Raw genomic sequence first — 18,630 nt, forward strand, 5'->3', positions numbered from 1 at the left:
AAAAAATAATAAAGCCGAACTCAAATAAGTTCGGCTTTATTATTTATAATCAATTAGATGATTACTTCGCTACATTCACAGCTCTAGTTTCTCTAATTACAGTAACTTTTACCTGACCAGGATAGGTCATATCAGTTTGTATTTTCTGTGAAATTTCAAAAGATAATTCCGCTGCCTTATCATCATTAACTTTTTCACTTTCTACAATTACACGTAACTCTCTACCTGCTTGTATTGCATAAGCTTTTTGCACCCCTTGAAAACCAAAAGCTACTTCTTCTAAATCTTTTAAACGTTGTATGTATGAATCTAATACTTGACGTCTTGCACCTGGTCTTGCACCACTAATAGCATCACAAACCTGTACAATTGGTGCTATTAAGTTTTTCATTTCTATTTCATCGTGGTGAGCACCAATCGCATTACATACATCTGGTTTTTCACCAAACTTCTCAGCCCATTGCATACCTAAAATAGCATGCGGAGTTTCCATTTCTGCTTCTGTATTTGGCACTTTACCAATATCATGCAATAGACCAGCTCTTTTAGCCATCTTAGTATTTAAACCAAGTTCAGCAGCCATAACGCCACATAATTTTGCAACTTCTCTAGAGTGTTGTAATAAGTTTTGACCGTACGAAGATCTATACTTCATTCTACCAACAGCTCTAATTAATTCAGGATGTAAACCATGAATACCTAAATCGATTATTGTACGCTTACCAATTTCAACAATTTCTTGTTCAATTTGCTTCTCTGTCTTTTTAACAATCTCTTCAATTCTTGCTGGGTGAATTCTACCGTCAGTAACTAATTTGTGTAATGACAAACGCGCTACTTCTCTACGAACAGAGTCAAAACAAGAAAGTATAATTGCTTCTGGCGTATCATCAACAACAATTTCTACTCCTGTTGCAGATTCTAAAGCTCTAATATTTCTACCTTCACGACCAATAATTCTACCTTTAACATCATCAGACTCCAAATTAAAAACAGAAACACAATTTTCAACTGCTTCTTCTGTTCCAATACGTTGAATAGTATTTATAATAATTTTTTTAGCCTCTTGTTGCGCAGTAAGTTTAGCCTCTTCCATTGTCGTTTGCATATATGACATAGCATCAGACTTTGCGGTCTCTTTTAAAGACTCTAATAACTGAGTTTTAGCTTCATCTGCAGATAAACCTGAAATAACTTCTAATTGTTGCACTTGATTTTTGTGCAACTTATTTATTTCCGATTGCTTTTTCTCAAGATAATCACTCTTGTGTTCAGCATCTTTTATTTTTTCTTCTAACTGAGCACCAAGCTTTTTTGTTCGTGCTAATTCACTACCAACTTGTGATTCCTTATCCCTTGTTCTCTTTTCAGATTCAGCAATTTTTTTATCCTTACTAGTAATTACTTTTTCGTGCTCTGCTTTTAATTCTAAAAACTTTTCTTTTGCCTGAAGAATTTTATCTTTCTTTATGTTTTCACCTTCTACTTTTGCGCCTTTAAGTAGATTGTCTGCTTCTTGTTGTGCGTTTAATATGGTTTTAGAGGCTTTCCCTTTTTCCATTACTTTAGCAATCACAAAACCTATTACTAAGCCTACGATTGCCGCTAATATTCCTATTGTTGAACTATCCATAATTTTAAAACTATTTATATAAAAAAACCCACATTGGATCGAGTTTTGTACAAACTCCAAAATAACAGGTTTAGGGCTAACAAATTGCTCAAGGATCCTATTGTATTACAAGGCCTGCTTTTACAATTTAAACTCACCCTTTTTAAACAATTTAACGTTGAGTTTGTCAAAAATAATTACCAATGTGGGCAGTAACTTAATTTATTTTAATGAACGTATTTTTACTTTACACTTAGCTTTTCACTTACCAACTGTTCCAATGCCTTTAATTTAGCAGTAACTTCAGTGGTATCTTCTAATTGCTCAATACTTTTTTGCTCAATTTTTGATGCAAATTGTAAAGCGCACATAGCCAATACATCTTGTTTATCTCTTACCGCATAATTCTGCTCAAAATTTTTTGCTAGCTGTTCAATATTTTTCGCAGCTTTGCGCAAACCTTCTTCTTGACTCGGATCTATCGTTAATGGATAAACTCTGTCAGCAATTGAAAGTTTTATTTTAAGTTTTTCAGACATTCTTATGGCAAACTATTATTCAGATAACTGAGCTATACAATAGTCCAATTCTCTAATTAATGTATTTATTTTAAGCTTAGCTTCTGTTTTATTCGAATCACTACCCAGCATAGCGCTTGCTAGTTTAAGAGAATTATATTTTTCTTCCCAAACCAAAAGTGAATTCTTAGCTTCATTTTTTCCATTTTTTACAATGGTAAGTTCTTCTTCTAACTTAGTATTAGCGTTTTGCAAAAGTTCTATTCTATGCAAAAGCTTACTTACTTTATTTTCTAAAGAATCTACTATTTCTACCAATTCACTCATATGCAACGCAAAATGCATTTTACACAAAGTTAACACACATATTAAGACTTCCCAATTCTTTTTTCAATATTATTTTAATTTGCTGTTTTTCAATTTAATTACAATTATATGGTACTTAAAATTTATTTAGAGTACTATTGTTTTTATCTTTTAACATCTATTAATTACTTTCGTAGCAACAAGTATTTACAATTATGAGAGCAACCATCATTGGTTTATTATTTTTATATCTAACAGCAACTACAGCACAAGAAAAATATCCGCAAGATTACTTTAGGTCTCCATTAGATATTCCTATTGTACTGGCTGGAACCTTCGGTGAGCTTAGAAGTAACCACTTCCATTCTGGTATTGATATTAAAACACAGCAAAGAGAAGGTTTAAAAGCTTATGCTATTGCTGATGGAACTGTAACAAGAATAAAAGTATCACTTTGGGGTTATGGTAAAGTTATTTACGTTGCTCACCCTAATGGCTACACATCGGTTTATGGACATTTGCAAAAATTCTCTCCTAAAATAGAAGCGTATATTAACAAAAAACAATATGCTAAAAAATCATACGAAATAGAGGTTTTTCCTGACTTTGGAGAACTGAAACTTGAAAAAGGTGAATTATTAGCTTACACAGGTAATACTGGCGGTTCTTCTGGCCCGCACTTGCATTTTGAGATTCGTAGTAGTGTTTCTGAAAAACCAACAAATCCTTTGTTATACGGATATGATGTTCGTGATGCTACAGATCCTGTTTTGTCTAATCTTTTTGTTTACCCTTTAGGAGAAGAAAGTGAGGCCAACCAAAGTAAATTACGCACAGAGCTTAAGTTTTCAAGACAAGCTGATGGCTCTTATTTAGCTGAAAAAGTAAATGCTACAGGAACTATTGGTTTTGGAATTAATTCTTTTGATCGACAAGATATGGCCGCAAACCAAAATGGTTTGTATTCAGTAGAGCAAATTGTAAATGGAAAAACATATACAAAATACAATCTTGAGTCTTTTTCTTTTAGTGAAACAAGATATATAAACACTTTAATTGATTATTCTTATTTTGGAAAATACCGTAGACGTATTCAGCGCTTATTTAAAACACCTCGAAATAACATGAGCATTTACAAAAAGGTATACAATGATGGTAAAATTGATGTAAGTGAAGGACTTAGTTATAATGTTGAAATCTTGATGAAAGATTTTAAAGACAATGTAACCAAAGTTGTTATTCCTGTGGAAGGCAAAAAAGAAGTTTTAAAAATTAAAAAAGAAGGTGAAAAAACTGAGAATTATTTGGTTGCTAGAAAACCAAATACCTACAATTTAGATGGCGCACAAGTGTACTTTCCAGCTAATACTTTTTATGAAAACTTTTATATTGACCTAAAAAAAGGAAAAGATACTGTTATGATTCATAATAGCACAGTACCTGCGCATCAAAACTTTACGATTACTTTCGATACTAAAAAATACGCTTCTGATGATTTAAAGCAAATGTTTATTGCGCGCTTAGATTATAAATTAAGACCAAGCTTTAGATCAACCTACAAAAGAGGTAATTCATTTTCAACTAGAACACGTGATTTAGGTACATATACACTTGCAAAAGATACCATAGCACCTAAAGTAGTAGCAAAAAACTTTAAAGACAAAAAATGGCTAAGTAATTACAACTATTTAAGCTTAAGAATTACTGATGATTTGAGTGGTATTGATACGTACAGCGCTACATTAAATGGTAAATGGATTTTAATGGAATATGAACCAAAAAAAAATACGATTACCTATAATTTTGACAATTTAATTTTAGACCAAAAAGAGTGCAATTTAGAAGTTATAGTTACTGATAATGTTGGAAATAGCACTACTTTTAAAAGCACATTCTTTAGAAAATAAAACTTGAAATGTATTAAACTATTATTGTTTTTACTATTGCCCACTTTTATAATAGCACAAAATGCTGTAATAACTGGTGTAGTTATTGATGTTGACAACAACCCTGTTTCAAACACAAATATTAGTTCTAAATTATCGGGCACCACAACAGATGAAAATGGTTTTTATTTACTTCAAATTACTGCCGATGAAGAAGTAACTATTGCTTTTTCACACGTTGGGTACGAAAACATTATTTTAAAAAACATCATTTTAAACTCTAATGAGACTTTTGAATTTAACCCTGTTTTAAAAGTTGATGTCACTCAAATTGATGGTATTACTGTTACTGCAACCGGAGAAAAAGCCACTACAGGTATCTTAAACATTAAACCTGAAATTATAAGAAAAATCCCTGGAGCTAATGCCGGTGTTGAAAACATTTTAAAGTTATTACCTGGCGTATCATCTTCAAACGAACTAAGCACACAATACAATGTTCGTGGTGGTAATTTTGATGAAAACCTTGTTTATGTAAATGAAATTGAAGTTTACCGTCCTTTTTTGGTAAGATCAGGACAGCAAGAAAGTTTAAGCTTTGTAAATAGCGATATGGTAGAAAACGTGAAATTTTCCTCTGGAGGATTTCAAGCTAAATACGGAGATAAATTATCTTCAGTTTTAGATGTTAATTACAAAAAACCCAGCTCTTTCGGTGTCCAAATAAATGCCAGCTTAATACAAGCAAGCACAACAGTTGAAGCCTTAAGTAAAAACAAAAAATTAAGCTCAATTTCAGGAATTAGGTACCGAAACAATAGTCTATTAATTAACAGCCAAGAAACTCAAACCACAGTAAAACCTGAAATTGTTGATTTTCAAACTTATGAAACCTATCAATTTTCAAAAAAATTCCATCTTAGTTTTTTAGGGAACATTGCGCTTAATAATTATAAAAATGAACCTAACACTAGAACTACAAATTTTGGAACTATTAACAACCCAAAAACAATTTCAATCTACTACGCCGGACAAGAAAATAATAGTTTTAATACTGCACTAGGTGCTTTTAAAGCAAGCTATTTTGTAAATGATAATTTAGTTTTAAAACTAATACCTTCACTTTATCATACTGTTGAAGAAGAACGCTCTGATGTAGTTTCACAATATCAACTTAGCGATATTGACCCAATTTCACAAGAAAGTAGCAACACTACTCAATTAGGTACACAGTTCAACAGAGCCAGAAATACCTTAGATGCTTTAATATTTAACCTTGAACATAAAGGTGAATTTGATAAAAATGAAGACGCTTTTGAATGGGGTATAAAATATTCTTACGAAGATATTCGTGATCAAATACGCGAGTCAGAGTTTTTAGATTCTATTGGATATTTTGTTCGCCCAAGTGATGAGATTTTCACAAACAACCAACCTGAAGAACCTTTCGATACGCCTATTGAAGCCCTAGAAAGCATTTTTGCTACAAATTATGTTACTACAAATCGCTTAAGTGGCTTTATACAATATAGTAAACAGACCCAATGGAAGTCAAGTGAAGTTTATTTCAATTTTGGTATTCGAAGTCAATATTGGAGTGTAAAAAATAATACTGACTCAAATTCTCACGTTATTCTAAGCCCTAGAGCTCAGTTTGCCATAAAACCTAATTGGGAAAAAGACATGCTTTTTAAAATTGCCACTGGTATTTACCATCAACCTCCTTTTTACAGAGAATTAAGAGATTTTAAAGGTGTTGTAAATACAAACGTTGAAGCACAAAAAGCTTTTCATGCAGTATTAAGCAATGAATACAGTTTTCAACTTTGGGACGGTCCGTTTAAACTAACAAGTGACATTTATTACAAAAACTTGACAAATGTAAACACCTACACCGTTGAAGATGTACGAATACGATATGTAGCTAACAACAATGCTGTAGGTTATGCCTATGGTGCGGATTTTAGACTGAATGGTGCTTTTGTTCCTGGAACAGAATCATGGATTAGTATTGGTTATTTAAAAACAGAAGAAAATAGTAACAATCGCGGTTACATTGCCCGACCAACAGACCAACGTTTAAAATTCGGAATTTTGTTTCAAGACTATATTCCTACAATTCCTGATGTAAAAATGTACTTAAACTTGGTCTACAACACTGGTGTACCCGGCGGATCACCAAATTATGCAGATCCATACATTTTTAATAACAGATTAAGAGATTATAAGCGGGCAGATTTAGGAATTTCATATACTTTTGTAAGCGAAAATAAAAAAGCAACTAAAATTATTTGGTTAAATGGTTTTAAAGAACTCTCTGGAGGTTTTGAAATTTTTAACCTATTTAACACTCAAAACTCCATCACCAATACATGGGTTAGAGATATAAATAGTGACCAGCAATTTGCAGTGCCTAATTATTTAACAAGCCGATTAGTGAATTTAAAAATCCAAATGCGATTTTAGAATATAGTAAAATGAAAAAAATAGTAACCATCTTATTGTTCTTGAGTATTCAATTATCATTTGCTCAAAAAAACATATATGAAAGTCCAAAATTCGATAACCTTTCTCAAAATCATAAAGAGTTAGCAATATTGCCTTTTTTAACGCATTTAGATTTGACTGAGACACTTTCTAAAGCTGAAAAAAAAGCATTAGAACAAAAAGAAGGCTATGCAGTACAAGACGCTCTTGAAAAATACTTTTCACTGCCAAACAAGAAGAAAAAGAAGTTTACTGTAGATTTTCAGAATACAAAAAACACCAATGCTATTTTAGCCAAAAACAATATTACGTATGAAAATATTGATATTTACAGCGTAAAAGAACTATGTAATGTACTAGGTGTTGATGGTGTAGTTAGTGGTACGACTGATTTAAATATTTTATTATCTGATGGCATACCTACAGAATTTAGCTTTTTAGATTACATTACTGGTGATGCTGATTATGGACGTATTGCTATAAAAATTAGTGATGGTAATTCTGGTAAATTATTATGGCGTTACGAAAAGAAAATCACAAAAAAAACAGGTAAAAACACACAAGATTTAATTAGTAGAATGATGAAACTTGCTACTAAAAAATTCCCATATGATACTGAACGTATTAAAAACAGAAAAGAAAACTAGTTAGTTTTAATTTTCTGCAAATAATTTAAGTTCATTTATTACATAATCCAATTCTTCTTTAGTAGTGTAATGCGAAAATGAAAAACGTACAGATGGTTTTTTCATTTCATCAGGTGTTAGTATTTGACTCAAAACGTGTGAACCTAAATCACTACCTGATTGACAAGCACTACCTTTTGAACATGCAATACCCTTAATATCTAATTGAAATAACAGCATTAAAGATTTTTGCTCATCAAAAGGTAACCTGACGTTTACTAAAGTATATGTACTTTTATCAGGGTCTGCAGAATGACCATTAAAAGCAACATCTGAAAATGTATTTTTCAATTGCTTAATAAAATACTGTTTCATTTCTAATATGTAAGCACTCTCTTTTTCAAGATTTTCATACGCAGTTACAAATGCTTCCTCTAAACCAACAATATTATGGTAACTTTCAGTTCCTGCTCTAAAACCACGTTCTTGTTGTCCTCCAAATATTAAAGGTTTCAAGCCTGTATTTCTTCTAATATATGCGAAACCAATCCCTTTTGGACCATGAAATTTATGTGCAGCTGCAGTTAAAAAATCTGCTTTGGTCTCTTGTACATCTATATTATAATGACCAAGTGACTGTATTGTATCTGAATGAAAAAAAGCATTATTATTTTTACATAAATCAGCAAAAGCATTAATATCAATAATATTGCCTACTTCATTATTAACATGCATTAAACTCACTAACTTTTTAGAATCATCTTGTTGCAACAACTCTTTTAAATGAGTAATGTCAGGGTTACCAAAACTGTCTAAATTCACGTACGAAACCGTAATTCCGTATTCTTTCTCCAACTCTTCAACAGTATGTAAAACTGCATGGTGTTCTATTTTTGATGTAATAATTGTTTTTACACCTAAATCTCTAACAGAACATCTTAAAATCATGTTATCAGCCTCAGTACCTCCTGAAGTAAAAATAATTTCAGAAGGGTGTGCGTTCAAAAATTTCGCAATAGTTTTTCTAGTAGTTTCAATAGCTGTTTTTACAGTACGACCAAAACTATGTGTAGATGATGGATTACCATAATTATGAGCTAATGCTTCTTGCATTTTTTCTATTACAGATGGTCTTATCTGTGTTGTAGCTGCATTATCTAAATAAACTTTTCGCATAATTGTAAAAAATATAAAAAAGCAAATTTAAAAGAAAATAAGGACTAATTTCACAAATTGGACTTAAAGCTCTAGGAGAATTGAAGTTAAATCATGTAAATTTGAAACTTAATACTAGTTCACATAAAACAACTTAGTATTTTTATTTTATTAAATATTATTTTAGATGAATAAACTGTTTTTTACTGCACTATTAGTTTTATTATTTTCATGTGATGACGGAGATTTAACTATTGATACTATAGAATTTAATGGTTTTGAGCTTGAATCTTGTGATGATGATAATATTATAGACCCTACAGAAACTAATCTTTTATTTAAAATTAATGATGATGACGATGAATACGAAGTGCTTATTTTGACATTAGATGAAGATGTATTAACAAATGAGGCAGGTGAACAGTCATTTGAAATTACAGATGATACAGATACCACATTAACTTATAGAATATATGATGATAGCTTAGATAGTGATTATTTTTGTGATGATCTCACCCCTTCAACACCTCTTGTAACTACTGAAATTGTTGCTAGTGCTGCAAGTATTACAATTACTACAATACTATCCGAAACAGAAAGTGATACTTATGAGCATTTTATTGAGATAACGAGCTCAACTTTTGAAACTGATGAAGGAGAAAGAATTACCGACTTAAGTCTTGATAATTTCGGAACTGTTTATACCGAAATTTAATAGTTCTGGTAAATATAAACTTCAGTAGCACCTAGTCCGTATTTCTGATAGTCAGCATCATAGCTTTTTACATTGTCGTATCGGCCAAATAAATAGCGAAGCTCCTCTTTTAAAACACCTTCACCCACACCGTGAATAAAAACTATTTTTTGTATTTTTTTTGATATTGCAAAATCTAATTGTCTTTTTGCTGTATCTAATTGAATATTAAGCATATCATAGTTTGACATACCTCTTTGTGATTTTATTAGGTGATGAATATGCAAATCAACTTCCATTTTTGGTGCATTTCTATCTTTAGCTTTAACAACAGGTTTATTTCTTTTTTTAGGAAGTTCTTTTTCTGATTTAATTTTTGCAATCTCAAAATTTGACACACTAATAGTATCACTTTCAACTTTTATAAGCTCAGCAGGTTCGTATTTCAATAGAAAGCCATCATCACTTTCCATAGTAATTATTTTTCCGTCAATAGACGCTACAATACCGATTAACGTATCATCTAAAGCCTCTACTCTATCTCCTACTTTAAAATTCATTCTTCAAAATCTGTCTCTTCGCTATTTTTATCCCCATAAGTTGTTGTTACACTATATATGCCAAACATTAAAAAAACAATACCTATAGCAAGAGCATATTCTTTAACCATATAACGTGGCCCAAATACAACAGTTAATGTTCCAACAACAATTAGAATAAAATAAATGATTTGTTTTATTTTCATTGGTTAAAATTAGTAGTATTTTTCATGAATTAAATTCAAATTGAATAAAAAATGCGATTTGTTGCAGTTATAGTAGATTTAGAAGAGTTTATGTTGCCTTGTTTTAGCAAACAAACTTTTGGTATTGATTGCCCTGGTTGTGGTATTCAACGCTCTTTAGCTCTTATTCTGCATGGTGAATTCATTGCTGCCTTTAAAATGTACCCTGCAATTTACAGCTTACTATTTCTTTTCGGCTTTTTAATATTCAACTTTTTTTATACTGCAAAGCATGCTAATATTATAATTAATAGCACCGCTATTATCACTATATCACTAATACTCGTTAATTACCTATTAAAATTTATATAACTAAACCTTTAAAATTATGGAACAAAAATTACCAAAAGCAACAGCTGCAATTACACTTTCAATCATATCATTTATTGGTTGTTGTTGCAGTAATGGATTTGGAGGATTAATTCTTGCTGGAATTGCACTCTATTTAGTAAAACAAGACACTGACTTATACAACGAAAGCCCAGAAGAATATTCAAATTTTGGAACAGTAAAAACTGCTAAAATAATTTCAATTATTAGTATAGTTTTAAGTTTAATATTGGTTGGTACGTATATTTATATGAAAGTAACTGGAAAAGATGCTGAAATGCAACAAAGAATTATGGAGTGGGCCGAAGAAATGCAACAACAATAACATGAATAAAAGTTTACCCGAAGCAAGTAATGCACTAACATTAGGGATTCTATCAATTGTAATTACTTTATTTTGTTGTGGACCATTTGGAGCTATTTTAGGTTTTATTGGATTATCTAAAGCGAAAAAAGCAGAAAGCATTTTCAATTTAAATCCCGGAGAATATTCAGGATATGATAATATAAAAACAGGAAGAATTCTATCATATATAGGAATTGGAATTGCAGCTATGTACTTATTATTTTTTATAATATATTTTGGTGCAATTATAGCATACCTTATTGCATTATTTGCTTTACAAGGTTGTCAAATTCAGTAATCAGTATAACAAAAATCCCCAAAGAAATTCTTTGGGGATTTTTTATTTTTATTAAATTGAAGTATTATTTTTCAAACTGTTGTATTGTTTCTGTGATTATAGAAACACATTCTAACAATTGTTTTTCAGTCATTACTAATGGTGGAGCAAACCTAATAATATTACCATGAGTAGGTTTTGCTAATAATCCATTCTCTTTTAATGCCATACAAATATCCCAAGCAGTTGAGCTTTCTTCTATATCATTAATTAAAATTGCGTTTAGCAAACCTTTACCTCTAACCGCATTTACTAAATTTGAAGTAGGTATAAATTTGTTTAATTCTGATCTAAACAATTCTCCTAACACATTAGCGTTTTCTGCTAAATTTTCATTTTTTACAACTTCTAATGCTGCTATAGCAACTTTAGCCGCTATTGGGTTACCGCCAAAGGTACTACCATGATTTCCTGGTTTAATTACCCCCATAATAGCATCATCAGCTAACACTGCTGAAACTGGATAAGCACCACCTGATAAAGCTTTCCCTAAAATCAAAATATCTGGCTTTACATTTTCATGATCAACCGCTAACATTTTACCCGTTCTTGCAATACCAGTTTGAACTTCATCGGCTATAAAAAGTACATTATATTTTTCACAAAGTTCTTTTGCTGATTTTAAATACCCCTCAGTAGGTACATAAACACCCGCTTCACCCTGTATTGGTTCTACTAAAAACCCAGCAATATTAGTATTACTTTTTAAAACCTTTTCTAATGCTTGTAAATTATCGTATTCAATTTTTATAAATCCGTTTGTATAAGGACCAAAATTTTTACGCGCCACAGGATCATTTGAAAAAGAAATAATAGTAGTAGTACGCCCATGAAAGTTATTTTCACAAACAACTATTTCAGCTTCATTTTCATGTATTCCTTTCTTCTCATATGCCCATTTTCTACAAATTTTTAAAGCTGTCTCAACAGCTTCAGCACCTGTATTCATAGGTAATAACTTATCAAAACCAAAAGTTTCAGTAGCATATTTTTCATAACCACCCAAAACATCATTATAAAAAGCTCTTGATGTTAAAGTAAGCGTTTGTGCTTGCTCCATCATTGCTCCAACAATTTTGGGATGACAATGTCCTTGGTTGACTGCTGAATAAGCAGATAGAAAATCATAATATCTTTTCCCCTCTACATCCCATACATAAACACCTTCACCTTTGCTTAAAACTACAGGTAATGGATGATAATTATGAGCACCGTGTTTGTCCTCTAACGCAATTGCATCTTCAGAAGTCATTTTTTCTAAAACTGACATGATAATAATTTTTTTAAATAAAACTTTAGCAATTCCTTCTGTACCTTTATCCTTCCGAAGATTCGAAAATTCAGCGTGGGAGAGAAATCATCCTTGTAGAGCTGTAAAATTACAAAATATTAATAGGAAATTAAAGTTTTTTGGAACTCAGAAAACCTATTATAAAACCTTAAATATCCTTTATAAAGTATTAAACTTAGAGCTAATTAATTAAAAACGACTTATTTTTGCGTTATGCGTAGAAAAAAAACAAGAACGGTTTTTGAGAATGTAGCCGTTGTAGATGCTGGTGCGAAAGGGAAAACCATAGGTAAAGCTCCTGATGGCCGTGTGATTTTTTTAAATAACACTGTACCTGGTGACGTTGTTGATGTTCAAACAACAAAAAAGCGTAAAGCCTATTTTGAAGGAACTGCTATAAAATTCCACTCTTTATCTGATAAAAGAGTTGATCCTGTTTGCCAACATTTTGGTGTTTGTGGCGGGTGTAAATGGCAAGATATGGGTTATGATCACCAACTTTTTTATAAACAAAAAGAAGTAGAAAATAATTTACGAAGAATAGGACATTTAGAATTGCCTGAAATCACACCAATTTTAGGTTCTAAAGAGCAGTACTTTTACCGTAATAAAATGGAATTTTCTTTTTCTGATAGCAGATGGCTCACATTAGAAGAAATACAATCTACCGATGAAATTTATGATAGAAACGCATTAGGTTTTCATATCCCTGGTATGTGGGATAAAATTTTAGATGTAAAAAAATGCCATTTACAAGAAGACCCATCTAATGCTATTCGTTTAGAAACTAAAGATTTTGCTTTAAAAAACGGTTTAACTTTCTTTAACCCAAGAAACCAGCACGGATTATTGCGCACCATGATGATTAGAACATCATCAACAGGTGAAATAATGGTTTTAGTTCAGTTCTTTGAAAATAATGTTGAAAAGAGAGAGTTGCTATTAAATCATCTTAAAGAAAAATTCCCAGAAATAACTGCTTTATTGTATGTAATAAATTCAAAAAAGAATGACACTATTTACGATCAAGATATTATTTGTTTTGCCGGCAGAGATCATATTTTTGAAGAAATGGAAGGACTCAAATTTAAAATAAATGCAAAGTCATTCTACCAAACAAATTCTAAACAAGCTTACGAATTATACAAAATCACCAGAGATTTTGCCGGTTTAACTGGAGAAGAGTTGGTATATGATTTATATACTGGTACAGGTACTATAGCTCAATTTATTTCAAAAAAAGCAAAAAAAGTTGTGGGTATTGAAGCTGTTCCCGAAGCTATTGAAGATGCTAAAGCAAATGCTGTTGCTAATAATATAAGTAATGCTACATTTTTTGCAGGTGATATGAAAAATATTTTTAAACCTTCGTTTATACAAGAACATGGTACACCTGAAATAATTATTACCGATCCTCCTAGAGATGGTATGCATAAAGATGTAGTTGCTCAAATATTAGAGATTTCACCTAAAAAAGTAGTTTATGTAAGTTGTAACAGCGCAACTCAAGCCCGTGATTTAGAGTTAATGAATGAGCATTACAAAATTACAAAAACGCAAGCCGTTGATATGTTTCCGCAAACACATCACGTAGAAAATGTTGTGCTTTTAGAAAAACGATAAATTATTTAAAAGAGAAATTTCAATATGGATAAGCTTAAATATATTGTTGTAATGGTTTTTATCTTTTTCGCATTTAATTCTTGTGAAAAAGATGACATTTGTGTCGACGGAGATACCCCGTTATTAATTATTGGATTTTATGATTTTGACGATCAAGATGATGAGGAAGAGCCATCAAATTTAGTAGTAAGATCTTTATCATCAGATGGAGTTTATGGCGATACTATTGCTAACGTGGATACTGATTCCATTGAAATTCCTTTAAAAATTACAGAATTATCAACAATGTATAGCTTTTCAATCTCTGATGATGATGGTACTAATATAAATGAAGATATAGTTACATTTGATTATGCCACTGAAGAAGTATATATATCAAGAGCATGTGGTTATGTAGTTTACTATAATAATTTAATTGCTACACTAACAGAAGATGATGACAATTGGATAGAACAAATTGATGTTGAAGTTACAACTATTGAAAACGAAGATGACACCCATGTTAAAATATACCTTTAGTATAGCCTTTTTATGTATTGCATTTTTTGCTAATGCACAAAGTGGACCTATAGATGTAAGCCCCAAAGACACAATACAGAAAACTGAAGCTTATGGTGTTCGAGTTGGTATTGATTTAAGTAAAATACTTACAACATCATTAGATGATAACTATACCGGTTTAGAGATTGTTGGTGATTATCGGATATCGCAAAACTTATATTTGGCTGCTGAATTAGGTAATGAAAAAAAAACAACTGAAGAAGACACGTATAATTTCACCACCTCTGGTAGCTATATTAAAGCAGGTGTAGATTACAATACCTATGAAAATTGGTTTGGTATGACTAATATCATAAACTTAGGTGGTAGAATTGGAGTTAGTAGTTTTAGTCAAACATTAAACGAGTATAGTATATATAGTTCAAACAGGTATTTTTATCCTGATGATTATGCAAGTGGAAGCATTACAACTGCACAAGAATTTGATGGTCGTAGCGCTGTTTGGTTAGAAGTTGTTATGGGAGCAAAAGTCGAGTTATTTGCTAATATTTACTTAGGGGCAAGCGTTAGAATTGGTGCTTTAGTTAGTAACAAAGAAGATGATGATTTCCCTAACTTATGGATACCTGGTTTTAATAAAGTTACAGACAATACTATATTTGGAGCTAGTTACAATTATACGGTCTCATACCTTATTCCTCTGTACAAAAAAAAGAAAAAAGTTAGAGAGAAATATGTTGATGAAGGAGATAAAGAAAGAAAAGAAAATAGTGAAGGTGGTCCTCCTCAAAACTAATCTACATTTCTTTAAATCCTTTTACAAAAATCCATTTCATTACAAGCTTAGAACCTTCTTTTGCTTTTACTACAGCAAATTTTGGTGCTAATAAAGTTGCCACAATAGCAGCAATCATAAGTTTTACAAAATGATTTAATGCGAAATAGTCTACAACAAAAAATCGTATAAGAATAAAAAGAATTGCATAGCCTAAAAAATTATACAATAAAGCTTTATATTTTAATGACATAATCTACTGTTCTTTATTATACTTTGCTTTTTTACTTCCTGAATAAATATTGTATTTCACGAACCTTGATTCTAAATGGCTATTAAATACTTTTATTTTTCTTGAAGGTCTTAACCCTACAAATTTCAAAGCTTCTAAATTTGACGTGATTAACCAAGCATCAGTACCAGGATAATGTTGTTTTAATGTATCACCAATATTCTTATAAAACTCTTCCATCTCAATATTTAAACGCTCACCATATGGAGGATTAAATACAATATGAAGGTGATTCTCCATAGACTTTTCTGTCTCAAAGAAATTGAATTGACCAACTTTTATATATTCCGCTAAATTAGCATTATCAATGTTATCTTGGGCTTTTCTAATTGCTGAAGGCGCTTTATCATAGCCTGCAATTTTAAAATGAAACTCTCTAGTTTTATTTAAACAACTATCCACTATTTTTTCAAATAGTTCCTCATCATAATCTGGCCATTTTTCAAAAGCAAACTCTTTTCGGTTTATGTTTACAGGAATATTACAAGCAATCATTGCTGCTTCAATTAACAACGTACCACTACCACACATAGGGTCTAAAAAATCTGACTGACCGTCCCAACCACTAAGCAATAAAATACCTGCCGCTAAAACTTCATTTATCGGAGCTATATTGGTAGCAGTTTTATAACCTCTTTGATGTAATGATCTTCCTGATGTATCTAAAGCTACGTTACAATGGTCTTTTTGAATATGTATATTAATTCTAATATCTGGAAATTTAATATCTACATTAGGTCTTTCTCCATCAGTATCTCTAAATTTATCTACAATAGCGTCCTTTACTTTTTGAGACACATATAATGAATGCGTAAAATTTTCAGAGTTTATTGTAGTATCTATCGCGAACGTGGTGTCCGGTGATAAATACTCAGACCAGTCAAAAGCATAAATTTTATTATATAAATCATCTTCGTTTAAAACATTAAATGAATGTATTGGCTTTACTATTTTAATAGCAGTACGTAAACATAAATTTGCCTTGTACATAAATCCGGTATCTCCTTCAAAACTAACACTACGTACACCTTGCTCAATGTTCATTCCGCCCAATTTACGCAACTCTTTTGCTAAAATTTCTTCAAAGCCAAACATGGTCTTAGCGACCATTTTAAAATTATTATCCATAAGTATCTAAAACAATACGGCAAAAATACATTAATTTTACGCCTTAAGGTTACTATTTATTATAAACCTAAAAACAAGCATGACTTATCTATTACCAATACTTGCTGTGCTATTAAGCTTTGCATTTGTTTACATCACAAAACCAAAAAACAAAGAGGGTTTTAAACTACTATTAGCTTTTAGTGGTGCCTTTTTATTGTCATTAACTATATTTGAGTTATTTCCAGAGATTTATAAAAATAATGAGCCTAAAACTATAGGTATATTTATAATGCTCGGAATACTTTTGCAGATATTTTTAGAATTTTTCTCTAAGGGTGCTGAACACGGGCATGTACATGTTAATAAAGAAAATAATGACTTCCCTTGGCTATTATTTATTAGCCTTTCTATCCATTCCCTATTAGAAGGCGTACCAGCAGATCATGACCACTCTATATTGTACGGCATATTGGTACATAAAATACCTATTGCAATAATATTAAGTATTTTTTTATTGGGATCTAAATTAGGGTTAAAAAAAGCAGTGTTTTTTATATCGCTATTTTCAATAATGACACCTTTAGGTACTTACCTTTCATCTAGTACTGAAATAATATCAAAATATTATAACGAATTAACAGCCGTAGCTGTTGGTGTATTTTTGCATATCTCAACTGTAATATTATTTGAAAGTTCTGAAGGTCATAAGTTCAATTTAAGAAAACTGTTAGTAATTATAATAGGAATACTTATCGCATATTATTTATAAATGTATAGTAAAGAAGAAGCAAAAAAATTACGCCAGGATTTTTGGATATCTTTTGGAAAATCTTTTCCAAGAAAATGGATATTATACAATACAAAAATTAAAGACTTTTCTTTTAAGTTTCATTTTGATAAGTCTCAAGCAATGGTTTCAATGGATATAGAAAATAAAAATTTAGAAAAAAGAATAGAATTATGGGATAAACTAACCTCTTTAAAATCTGTTTTAGAAACTGATTATATTGCTAACGTTACATATCAAGAATATGTTTATTTAGATAATCAAAGAGATATCTCACGTTTATACATTAGCATTGACGGTGTATCAATACATAACAAAAACACTTGGCAGGAAACTATGATTTTCTTAAATGAAACAATGCTGAAATTTGAAGCTTTTTTTTATGATTTTGAAGATATGCTAATTGATTAAACAACATCAATATAAATAAATAACCAGTGGCAAATTGAACCTGCTAAAACAAAAAGATGCCATATAAAATGATTATAAGGTATTTTTTTTATTGCATAAAAAATAATTCCAAATGTATAACAGAAGCCACCAAGCATCAATAAATTAATACCTAAGTCAGAAGTGGATTTTAGTAAATTTTGAAAATCAAAAATAATTAACCACCCCATTATCAAATACAGTGCTAATGATATAAATTCATATTTTCCAGTAAAAAATAACTTTAGTATAGTTCCTAAGAGCGTAATCACCCATACAATAGTAAAAATCATCCATCCTTTTCCATTTAATAGTATTATTAAAGCTACAGGAGTATACGTACCCGCAATTAAAAAATAAATGCTTATATGATCTAAAATTCTAAATTTAGATTTAATAGCTGGTAATGTTGCATTATGATATAATGTTGAGGCTGTATATAATAATAAAATTGAAAAAGTATAAACTATTATTGAAAACAGAGCATAATCACTTTTATTAGAATTCTTAAAAACAAGAAAGAAAAATCCAATAATACCAAGAATAATTCCTAAACCATGAGAAATAGTATTTAAAAATTCTTCTCTTTTGTATGTGGTACCAATATTATCCAAAGCAAACTAGTTAAAATGTTGTGCAAAAATACGTAAACAACAAGATACAAGTTATCAGTTTAAAGTATACATTAACATTAATTGGTTAAAATCCATTCTAATTGAGTTTTATAGATTCTATAGAACA

Annotated in this window: 22 protein-coding genes and 1 other RNA gene; 12 read left to right on the forward strand and 11 right to left on the reverse strand. The window is 30.7% G+C overall.

The features are described from left to right. Nucleotides 1-61: 61 nt before the first annotated feature. The 4 genes from rny to KO500_RS09120 form a co-directional block, all read right to left on the reverse strand. Nucleotides 62-1,633 carry a ribonuclease Y gene (gene rny, locus KO500_RS09105; protein ID WP_215956222.1) on the reverse strand — a complete coding sequence of 524 codons (1,572 nt, stop codon included), beginning with the start codon at nucleotides 1,631-1,633 and terminating at the stop codon, nucleotides 62-64. Nucleotides 1,634-1,684: 51 nt separating this feature from the next. Further along, nucleotides 1,685-1,796: non-coding RNA, 6S RNA (gene ssrS, locus KO500_RS09110), on the reverse strand. A gap of 58 nt (nucleotides 1,797-1,854) precedes the next feature. Further along, nucleotides 1,855-2,151, reverse strand: a complete 297-nt coding sequence (locus KO500_RS09115) for a cell division protein ZapA (RefSeq protein WP_215956223.1) — start codon at nucleotides 2,149-2,151, stop codon at nucleotides 1,855-1,857. Between the two features lie 15 nt (nucleotides 2,152-2,166). Then, nucleotides 2,167-2,457 (reverse strand): hypothetical protein, encoded by a 291-nt coding sequence (locus tag KO500_RS09120; RefSeq protein WP_215956249.1) that lies wholly within the window; start codon nucleotides 2,455-2,457, stop codon nucleotides 2,167-2,169. A 194-nt stretch (nucleotides 2,458-2,651) separates the two neighbouring features. On the opposite strand from KO500_RS09120, the gene KO500_RS09125 reads away from it, so the two are divergent. Genes KO500_RS09125 through KO500_RS09135 form a run of 3 tightly spaced genes read left to right on the forward strand, consistent with a single transcriptional unit; the run spans nucleotide 2,652 to nucleotide 7,456 of the window. Next, the gene (locus KO500_RS09125; RefSeq protein ID WP_215956224.1) at nucleotides 2,652-4,343 is read left to right on the forward strand and encodes a M23 family metallopeptidase; all 1,692 of its coding nucleotides are present in this window, start codon (nucleotides 2,652-2,654) and stop codon (nucleotides 4,341-4,343) included. Nucleotides 4,344-4,346: 3 nt separating this feature from the next. Next, nucleotides 4,347-6,788: a TonB-dependent receptor gene (locus KO500_RS09130; RefSeq protein ID WP_215956225.1), complete on the forward strand. Its 2,442-nt coding sequence runs from the start codon at nucleotides 4,347-4,349 to the stop codon at nucleotides 6,786-6,788. Between the two features lie 11 nt (nucleotides 6,789-6,799). Beyond that, the gene (locus tag KO500_RS09135) at nucleotides 6,800-7,456 is read left to right on the forward strand and encodes a hypothetical protein (RefSeq protein WP_215956226.1); all 657 of its coding nucleotides are present in this window, start codon (nucleotides 6,800-6,802) and stop codon (nucleotides 7,454-7,456) included. A gap of 6 nt (nucleotides 7,457-7,462) precedes the next feature. Here the strand turns inward: KO500_RS09135 and KO500_RS09140 are convergent, their stop codons facing one another. Beyond that, on the reverse strand, nucleotides 7,463-8,611 hold the full coding sequence (locus KO500_RS09140) for a cysteine desulfurase family protein (RefSeq protein WP_215956227.1): 1,149 nt from the start codon (nucleotides 8,609-8,611) through the stop codon (nucleotides 7,463-7,465). A 166-nt stretch (nucleotides 8,612-8,777) separates the two neighbouring features. Between KO500_RS09140 and KO500_RS09145 the strand changes: the two genes are divergently transcribed. Continuing rightward, nucleotides 8,778-9,305 carry a hypothetical protein gene (locus tag KO500_RS09145; RefSeq protein WP_215956228.1) on the forward strand — a complete coding sequence of 176 codons (528 nt, stop codon included), beginning with the start codon at nucleotides 8,778-8,780 and terminating at the stop codon, nucleotides 9,303-9,305. Here the strand turns inward: KO500_RS09145 and KO500_RS09150 are convergent. Together KO500_RS09150 and KO500_RS09155 are read right to left on the reverse strand one after the other, a co-directional pair. Then, complete coding sequence (locus tag KO500_RS09150; protein ID WP_215956229.1) at nucleotides 9,302-9,844, reverse strand: Smr/MutS family protein; 543 nt, start codon at nucleotides 9,842-9,844, stop codon at nucleotides 9,302-9,304. The genes KO500_RS09145 and KO500_RS09150 overlap by 4 nt on opposite strands. Beyond that, nucleotides 9,841-10,029 (reverse strand): hypothetical protein, encoded by a 189-nt coding sequence (locus KO500_RS09155; protein ID WP_215956230.1) that lies wholly within the window; start codon nucleotides 10,027-10,029, stop codon nucleotides 9,841-9,843. Before KO500_RS09155 ends, KO500_RS09150 begins: the two co-directional genes overlap by 4 nt. A gap of 51 nt (nucleotides 10,030-10,080) precedes the next feature. Here KO500_RS09155 and KO500_RS09160 point away from each other — a divergent pair, with 51 nt between their 5' ends. The 3 genes from KO500_RS09160 to KO500_RS09170 are packed head-to-tail and all read left to right on the forward strand — an operon-like array spanning nucleotide 10,081 to nucleotide 11,042. Then, nucleotides 10,081-10,380, forward strand: coding sequence for a DUF2752 domain-containing protein (locus KO500_RS09160; protein WP_215956231.1), 300 nt, complete (start codon nucleotides 10,081-10,083; stop codon nucleotides 10,378-10,380). 16 nt (nucleotides 10,381-10,396) lie between these two features. Continuing rightward, nucleotides 10,397-10,723, forward strand: coding sequence for a CCC motif membrane protein (locus tag KO500_RS09165; RefSeq protein WP_252732464.1), 327 nt, complete (start codon nucleotides 10,397-10,399; stop codon nucleotides 10,721-10,723). A gap of 1 nt (nucleotide 10,724) precedes the next feature. Next, on the forward strand, nucleotides 10,725-11,042 hold the full coding sequence (locus tag KO500_RS09170) for a CCC motif membrane protein (protein WP_215956232.1): 318 nt from the start codon (nucleotides 10,725-10,727) through the stop codon (nucleotides 11,040-11,042). Nucleotides 11,043-11,106: 64 nt separating this feature from the next. Here the strand turns inward: KO500_RS09170 and rocD are convergent, their stop codons facing one another. Next, entirely contained in the window at nucleotides 11,107-12,351 is a 1,245-nt protein-coding gene (gene rocD, locus KO500_RS09175) for an ornithine--oxo-acid transaminase (RefSeq protein WP_215956233.1), read from the reverse strand. Between the two features lie 234 nt (nucleotides 12,352-12,585). Between rocD and rlmD the strand changes: the two genes are divergently transcribed. From rlmD to KO500_RS09190, 3 genes are read left to right on the forward strand one after another with little or no spacing between them, the layout of a single operon-like run. Continuing rightward, on the forward strand, nucleotides 12,586-13,995 hold the full coding sequence (gene rlmD, locus KO500_RS09180; protein WP_215956234.1) for a 23S rRNA (uracil(1939)-C(5))-methyltransferase RlmD: 1,410 nt from the start codon (nucleotides 12,586-12,588) through the stop codon (nucleotides 13,993-13,995). 24 nt (nucleotides 13,996-14,019) lie between these two features. Next, nucleotides 14,020-14,514: a DUF6452 family protein gene (locus KO500_RS09185; RefSeq protein WP_215956235.1), complete on the forward strand. Its 495-nt coding sequence runs from the start codon at nucleotides 14,020-14,022 to the stop codon at nucleotides 14,512-14,514. Beyond that, nucleotides 14,495-15,292, forward strand: a complete 798-nt coding sequence (locus KO500_RS09190; protein WP_215956236.1) for a DUF6048 family protein — start codon at nucleotides 14,495-14,497, stop codon at nucleotides 15,290-15,292. The genes KO500_RS09185 and KO500_RS09190 overlap by 20 nt, the downstream gene beginning before the upstream one ends. A gap of 1 nt (nucleotide 15,293) precedes the next feature. On the opposite strand, the gene KO500_RS09195 is transcribed toward KO500_RS09190, so the two are convergent. Together KO500_RS09195 and KO500_RS09200 are read right to left on the reverse strand one after the other, a co-directional pair. Further along, nucleotides 15,294-15,524, reverse strand: coding sequence for a hypothetical protein (locus KO500_RS09195; protein ID WP_252732465.1), 231 nt, complete (start codon nucleotides 15,522-15,524; stop codon nucleotides 15,294-15,296). Nucleotides 15,525-15,527: 3 nt separating this feature from the next. After that, entirely contained in the window at nucleotides 15,528-16,691 is a 1,164-nt protein-coding gene (locus KO500_RS09200; protein WP_215956237.1) for a THUMP domain-containing class I SAM-dependent RNA methyltransferase, read from the reverse strand. Nucleotides 16,692-16,770: 79 nt separating this feature from the next. Between KO500_RS09200 and KO500_RS09205 the strand changes: the two genes are divergently transcribed. Together KO500_RS09205 and KO500_RS09210 are read left to right on the forward strand one after the other, a co-directional pair. After that, nucleotides 16,771-17,442, forward strand: a complete 672-nt coding sequence (locus tag KO500_RS09205; RefSeq protein WP_215956238.1) for a ZIP family metal transporter — start codon at nucleotides 16,771-16,773, stop codon at nucleotides 17,440-17,442. After that, nucleotides 17,443-17,871 (forward strand): DUF4268 domain-containing protein, encoded by a 429-nt coding sequence (locus tag KO500_RS09210; RefSeq protein ID WP_215956239.1) that lies wholly within the window; start codon nucleotides 17,443-17,445, stop codon nucleotides 17,869-17,871. Here KO500_RS09210 and trhA read toward each other — a convergent pair. After that, the gene (trhA, locus tag KO500_RS09215; RefSeq protein WP_215956240.1) at nucleotides 17,868-18,503 is read right to left on the reverse strand and encodes a PAQR family membrane homeostasis protein TrhA; all 636 of its coding nucleotides are present in this window, start codon (nucleotides 18,501-18,503) and stop codon (nucleotides 17,868-17,870) included. The genes KO500_RS09210 and trhA overlap by 4 nt on opposite strands. Between the last annotated feature and the right edge of the window lie 127 nt (nucleotides 18,504-18,630).

Source organism: Cellulophaga baltica, assembly GCF_018861125.1.
In the GTDB taxonomy this organism is placed as follows: Bacteria; Bacteroidota; Bacteroidia; order Flavobacteriales; family Flavobacteriaceae; genus Cellulophaga; species Cellulophaga baltica_A.

Bases quoted from the DNA above. Each gene is read 5' to 3' on its own strand.
- KO500_RS09205 (WP_215956238.1), top strand. From the start codon at position 16,771: ATGACTTATCTATTACCAATACTTGCTGTGCTATTAAGCTTTGCATTT.
- KO500_RS09200 (WP_215956237.1), bottom strand. From the start codon at position 16,691: ATGGATAATAATTTTAAAATGGTCGCTAAGACCATGTTTGGCTTTGAA.
- rocD (WP_215956233.1), bottom strand. From the start codon at position 12,351: ATGTCAGTTTTAGAAAAAATGACTTCTGAAGATGCAATTGCGTTAGAG.
- KO500_RS09120 (WP_215956249.1), bottom strand. From the start codon at position 2,457: ATGAGTGAATTGGTAGAAATAGTAGATTCTTTAGAAAATAAAGTAAGT.
- KO500_RS09165 (WP_252732464.1), top strand. From the start codon at position 10,397: ATGGAACAAAAATTACCAAAAGCAACAGCTGCAATTACACTTTCAATC.
- KO500_RS09160 (WP_215956231.1), top strand. From the start codon at position 10,081: ATGCGATTTGTTGCAGTTATAGTAGATTTAGAAGAGTTTATGTTGCCT.
- KO500_RS09140 (WP_215956227.1), bottom strand. From the start codon at position 8,611: ATGCGAAAAGTTTATTTAGATAATGCAGCTACAACACAGATAAGACCA.
- rlmD (WP_215956234.1), top strand. From the start codon at position 12,586: ATGCGTAGAAAAAAAACAAGAACGGTTTTTGAGAATGTAGCCGTTGTA.
- rny (WP_215956222.1), bottom strand. From the start codon at position 1,633: ATGGATAGTTCAACAATAGGAATATTAGCGGCAATCGTAGGCTTAGTA.
- KO500_RS09185 (WP_215956235.1), top strand. From the start codon at position 14,020: ATGGATAAGCTTAAATATATTGTTGTAATGGTTTTTATCTTTTTCGCA.
- KO500_RS09190 (WP_215956236.1), top strand. From the start codon at position 14,495: ATGTTAAAATATACCTTTAGTATAGCCTTTTTATGTATTGCATTTTTT.
- KO500_RS09145 (WP_215956228.1), top strand. From the start codon at position 8,778: ATGAATAAACTGTTTTTTACTGCACTATTAGTTTTATTATTTTCATGT.
- KO500_RS09150 (WP_215956229.1), bottom strand. From the start codon at position 9,844: ATGAATTTTAAAGTAGGAGATAGAGTAGAGGCTTTAGATGATACGTTA.
- KO500_RS09125 (WP_215956224.1), top strand. From the start codon at position 2,652: ATGAGAGCAACCATCATTGGTTTATTATTTTTATATCTAACAGCAACT.
- KO500_RS09115 (WP_215956223.1), bottom strand. From the start codon at position 2,151: ATGTCTGAAAAACTTAAAATAAAACTTTCAATTGCTGACAGAGTTTAT.
- KO500_RS09155 (WP_215956230.1), bottom strand. From the start codon at position 10,029: ATGAAAATAAAACAAATCATTTATTTTATTCTAATTGTTGTTGGAACA.
- KO500_RS09210 (WP_215956239.1), top strand. From the start codon at position 17,443: ATGTATAGTAAAGAAGAAGCAAAAAAATTACGCCAGGATTTTTGGATA.
- KO500_RS09195 (WP_252732465.1), bottom strand. From the start codon at position 15,524: ATGTCATTAAAATATAAAGCTTTATTGTATAATTTTTTAGGCTATGCA.
- KO500_RS09170 (WP_215956232.1), top strand. From the start codon at position 10,725: ATGAATAAAAGTTTACCCGAAGCAAGTAATGCACTAACATTAGGGATT.
- KO500_RS09135 (WP_215956226.1), top strand. From the start codon at position 6,800: ATGAAAAAAATAGTAACCATCTTATTGTTCTTGAGTATTCAATTATCA.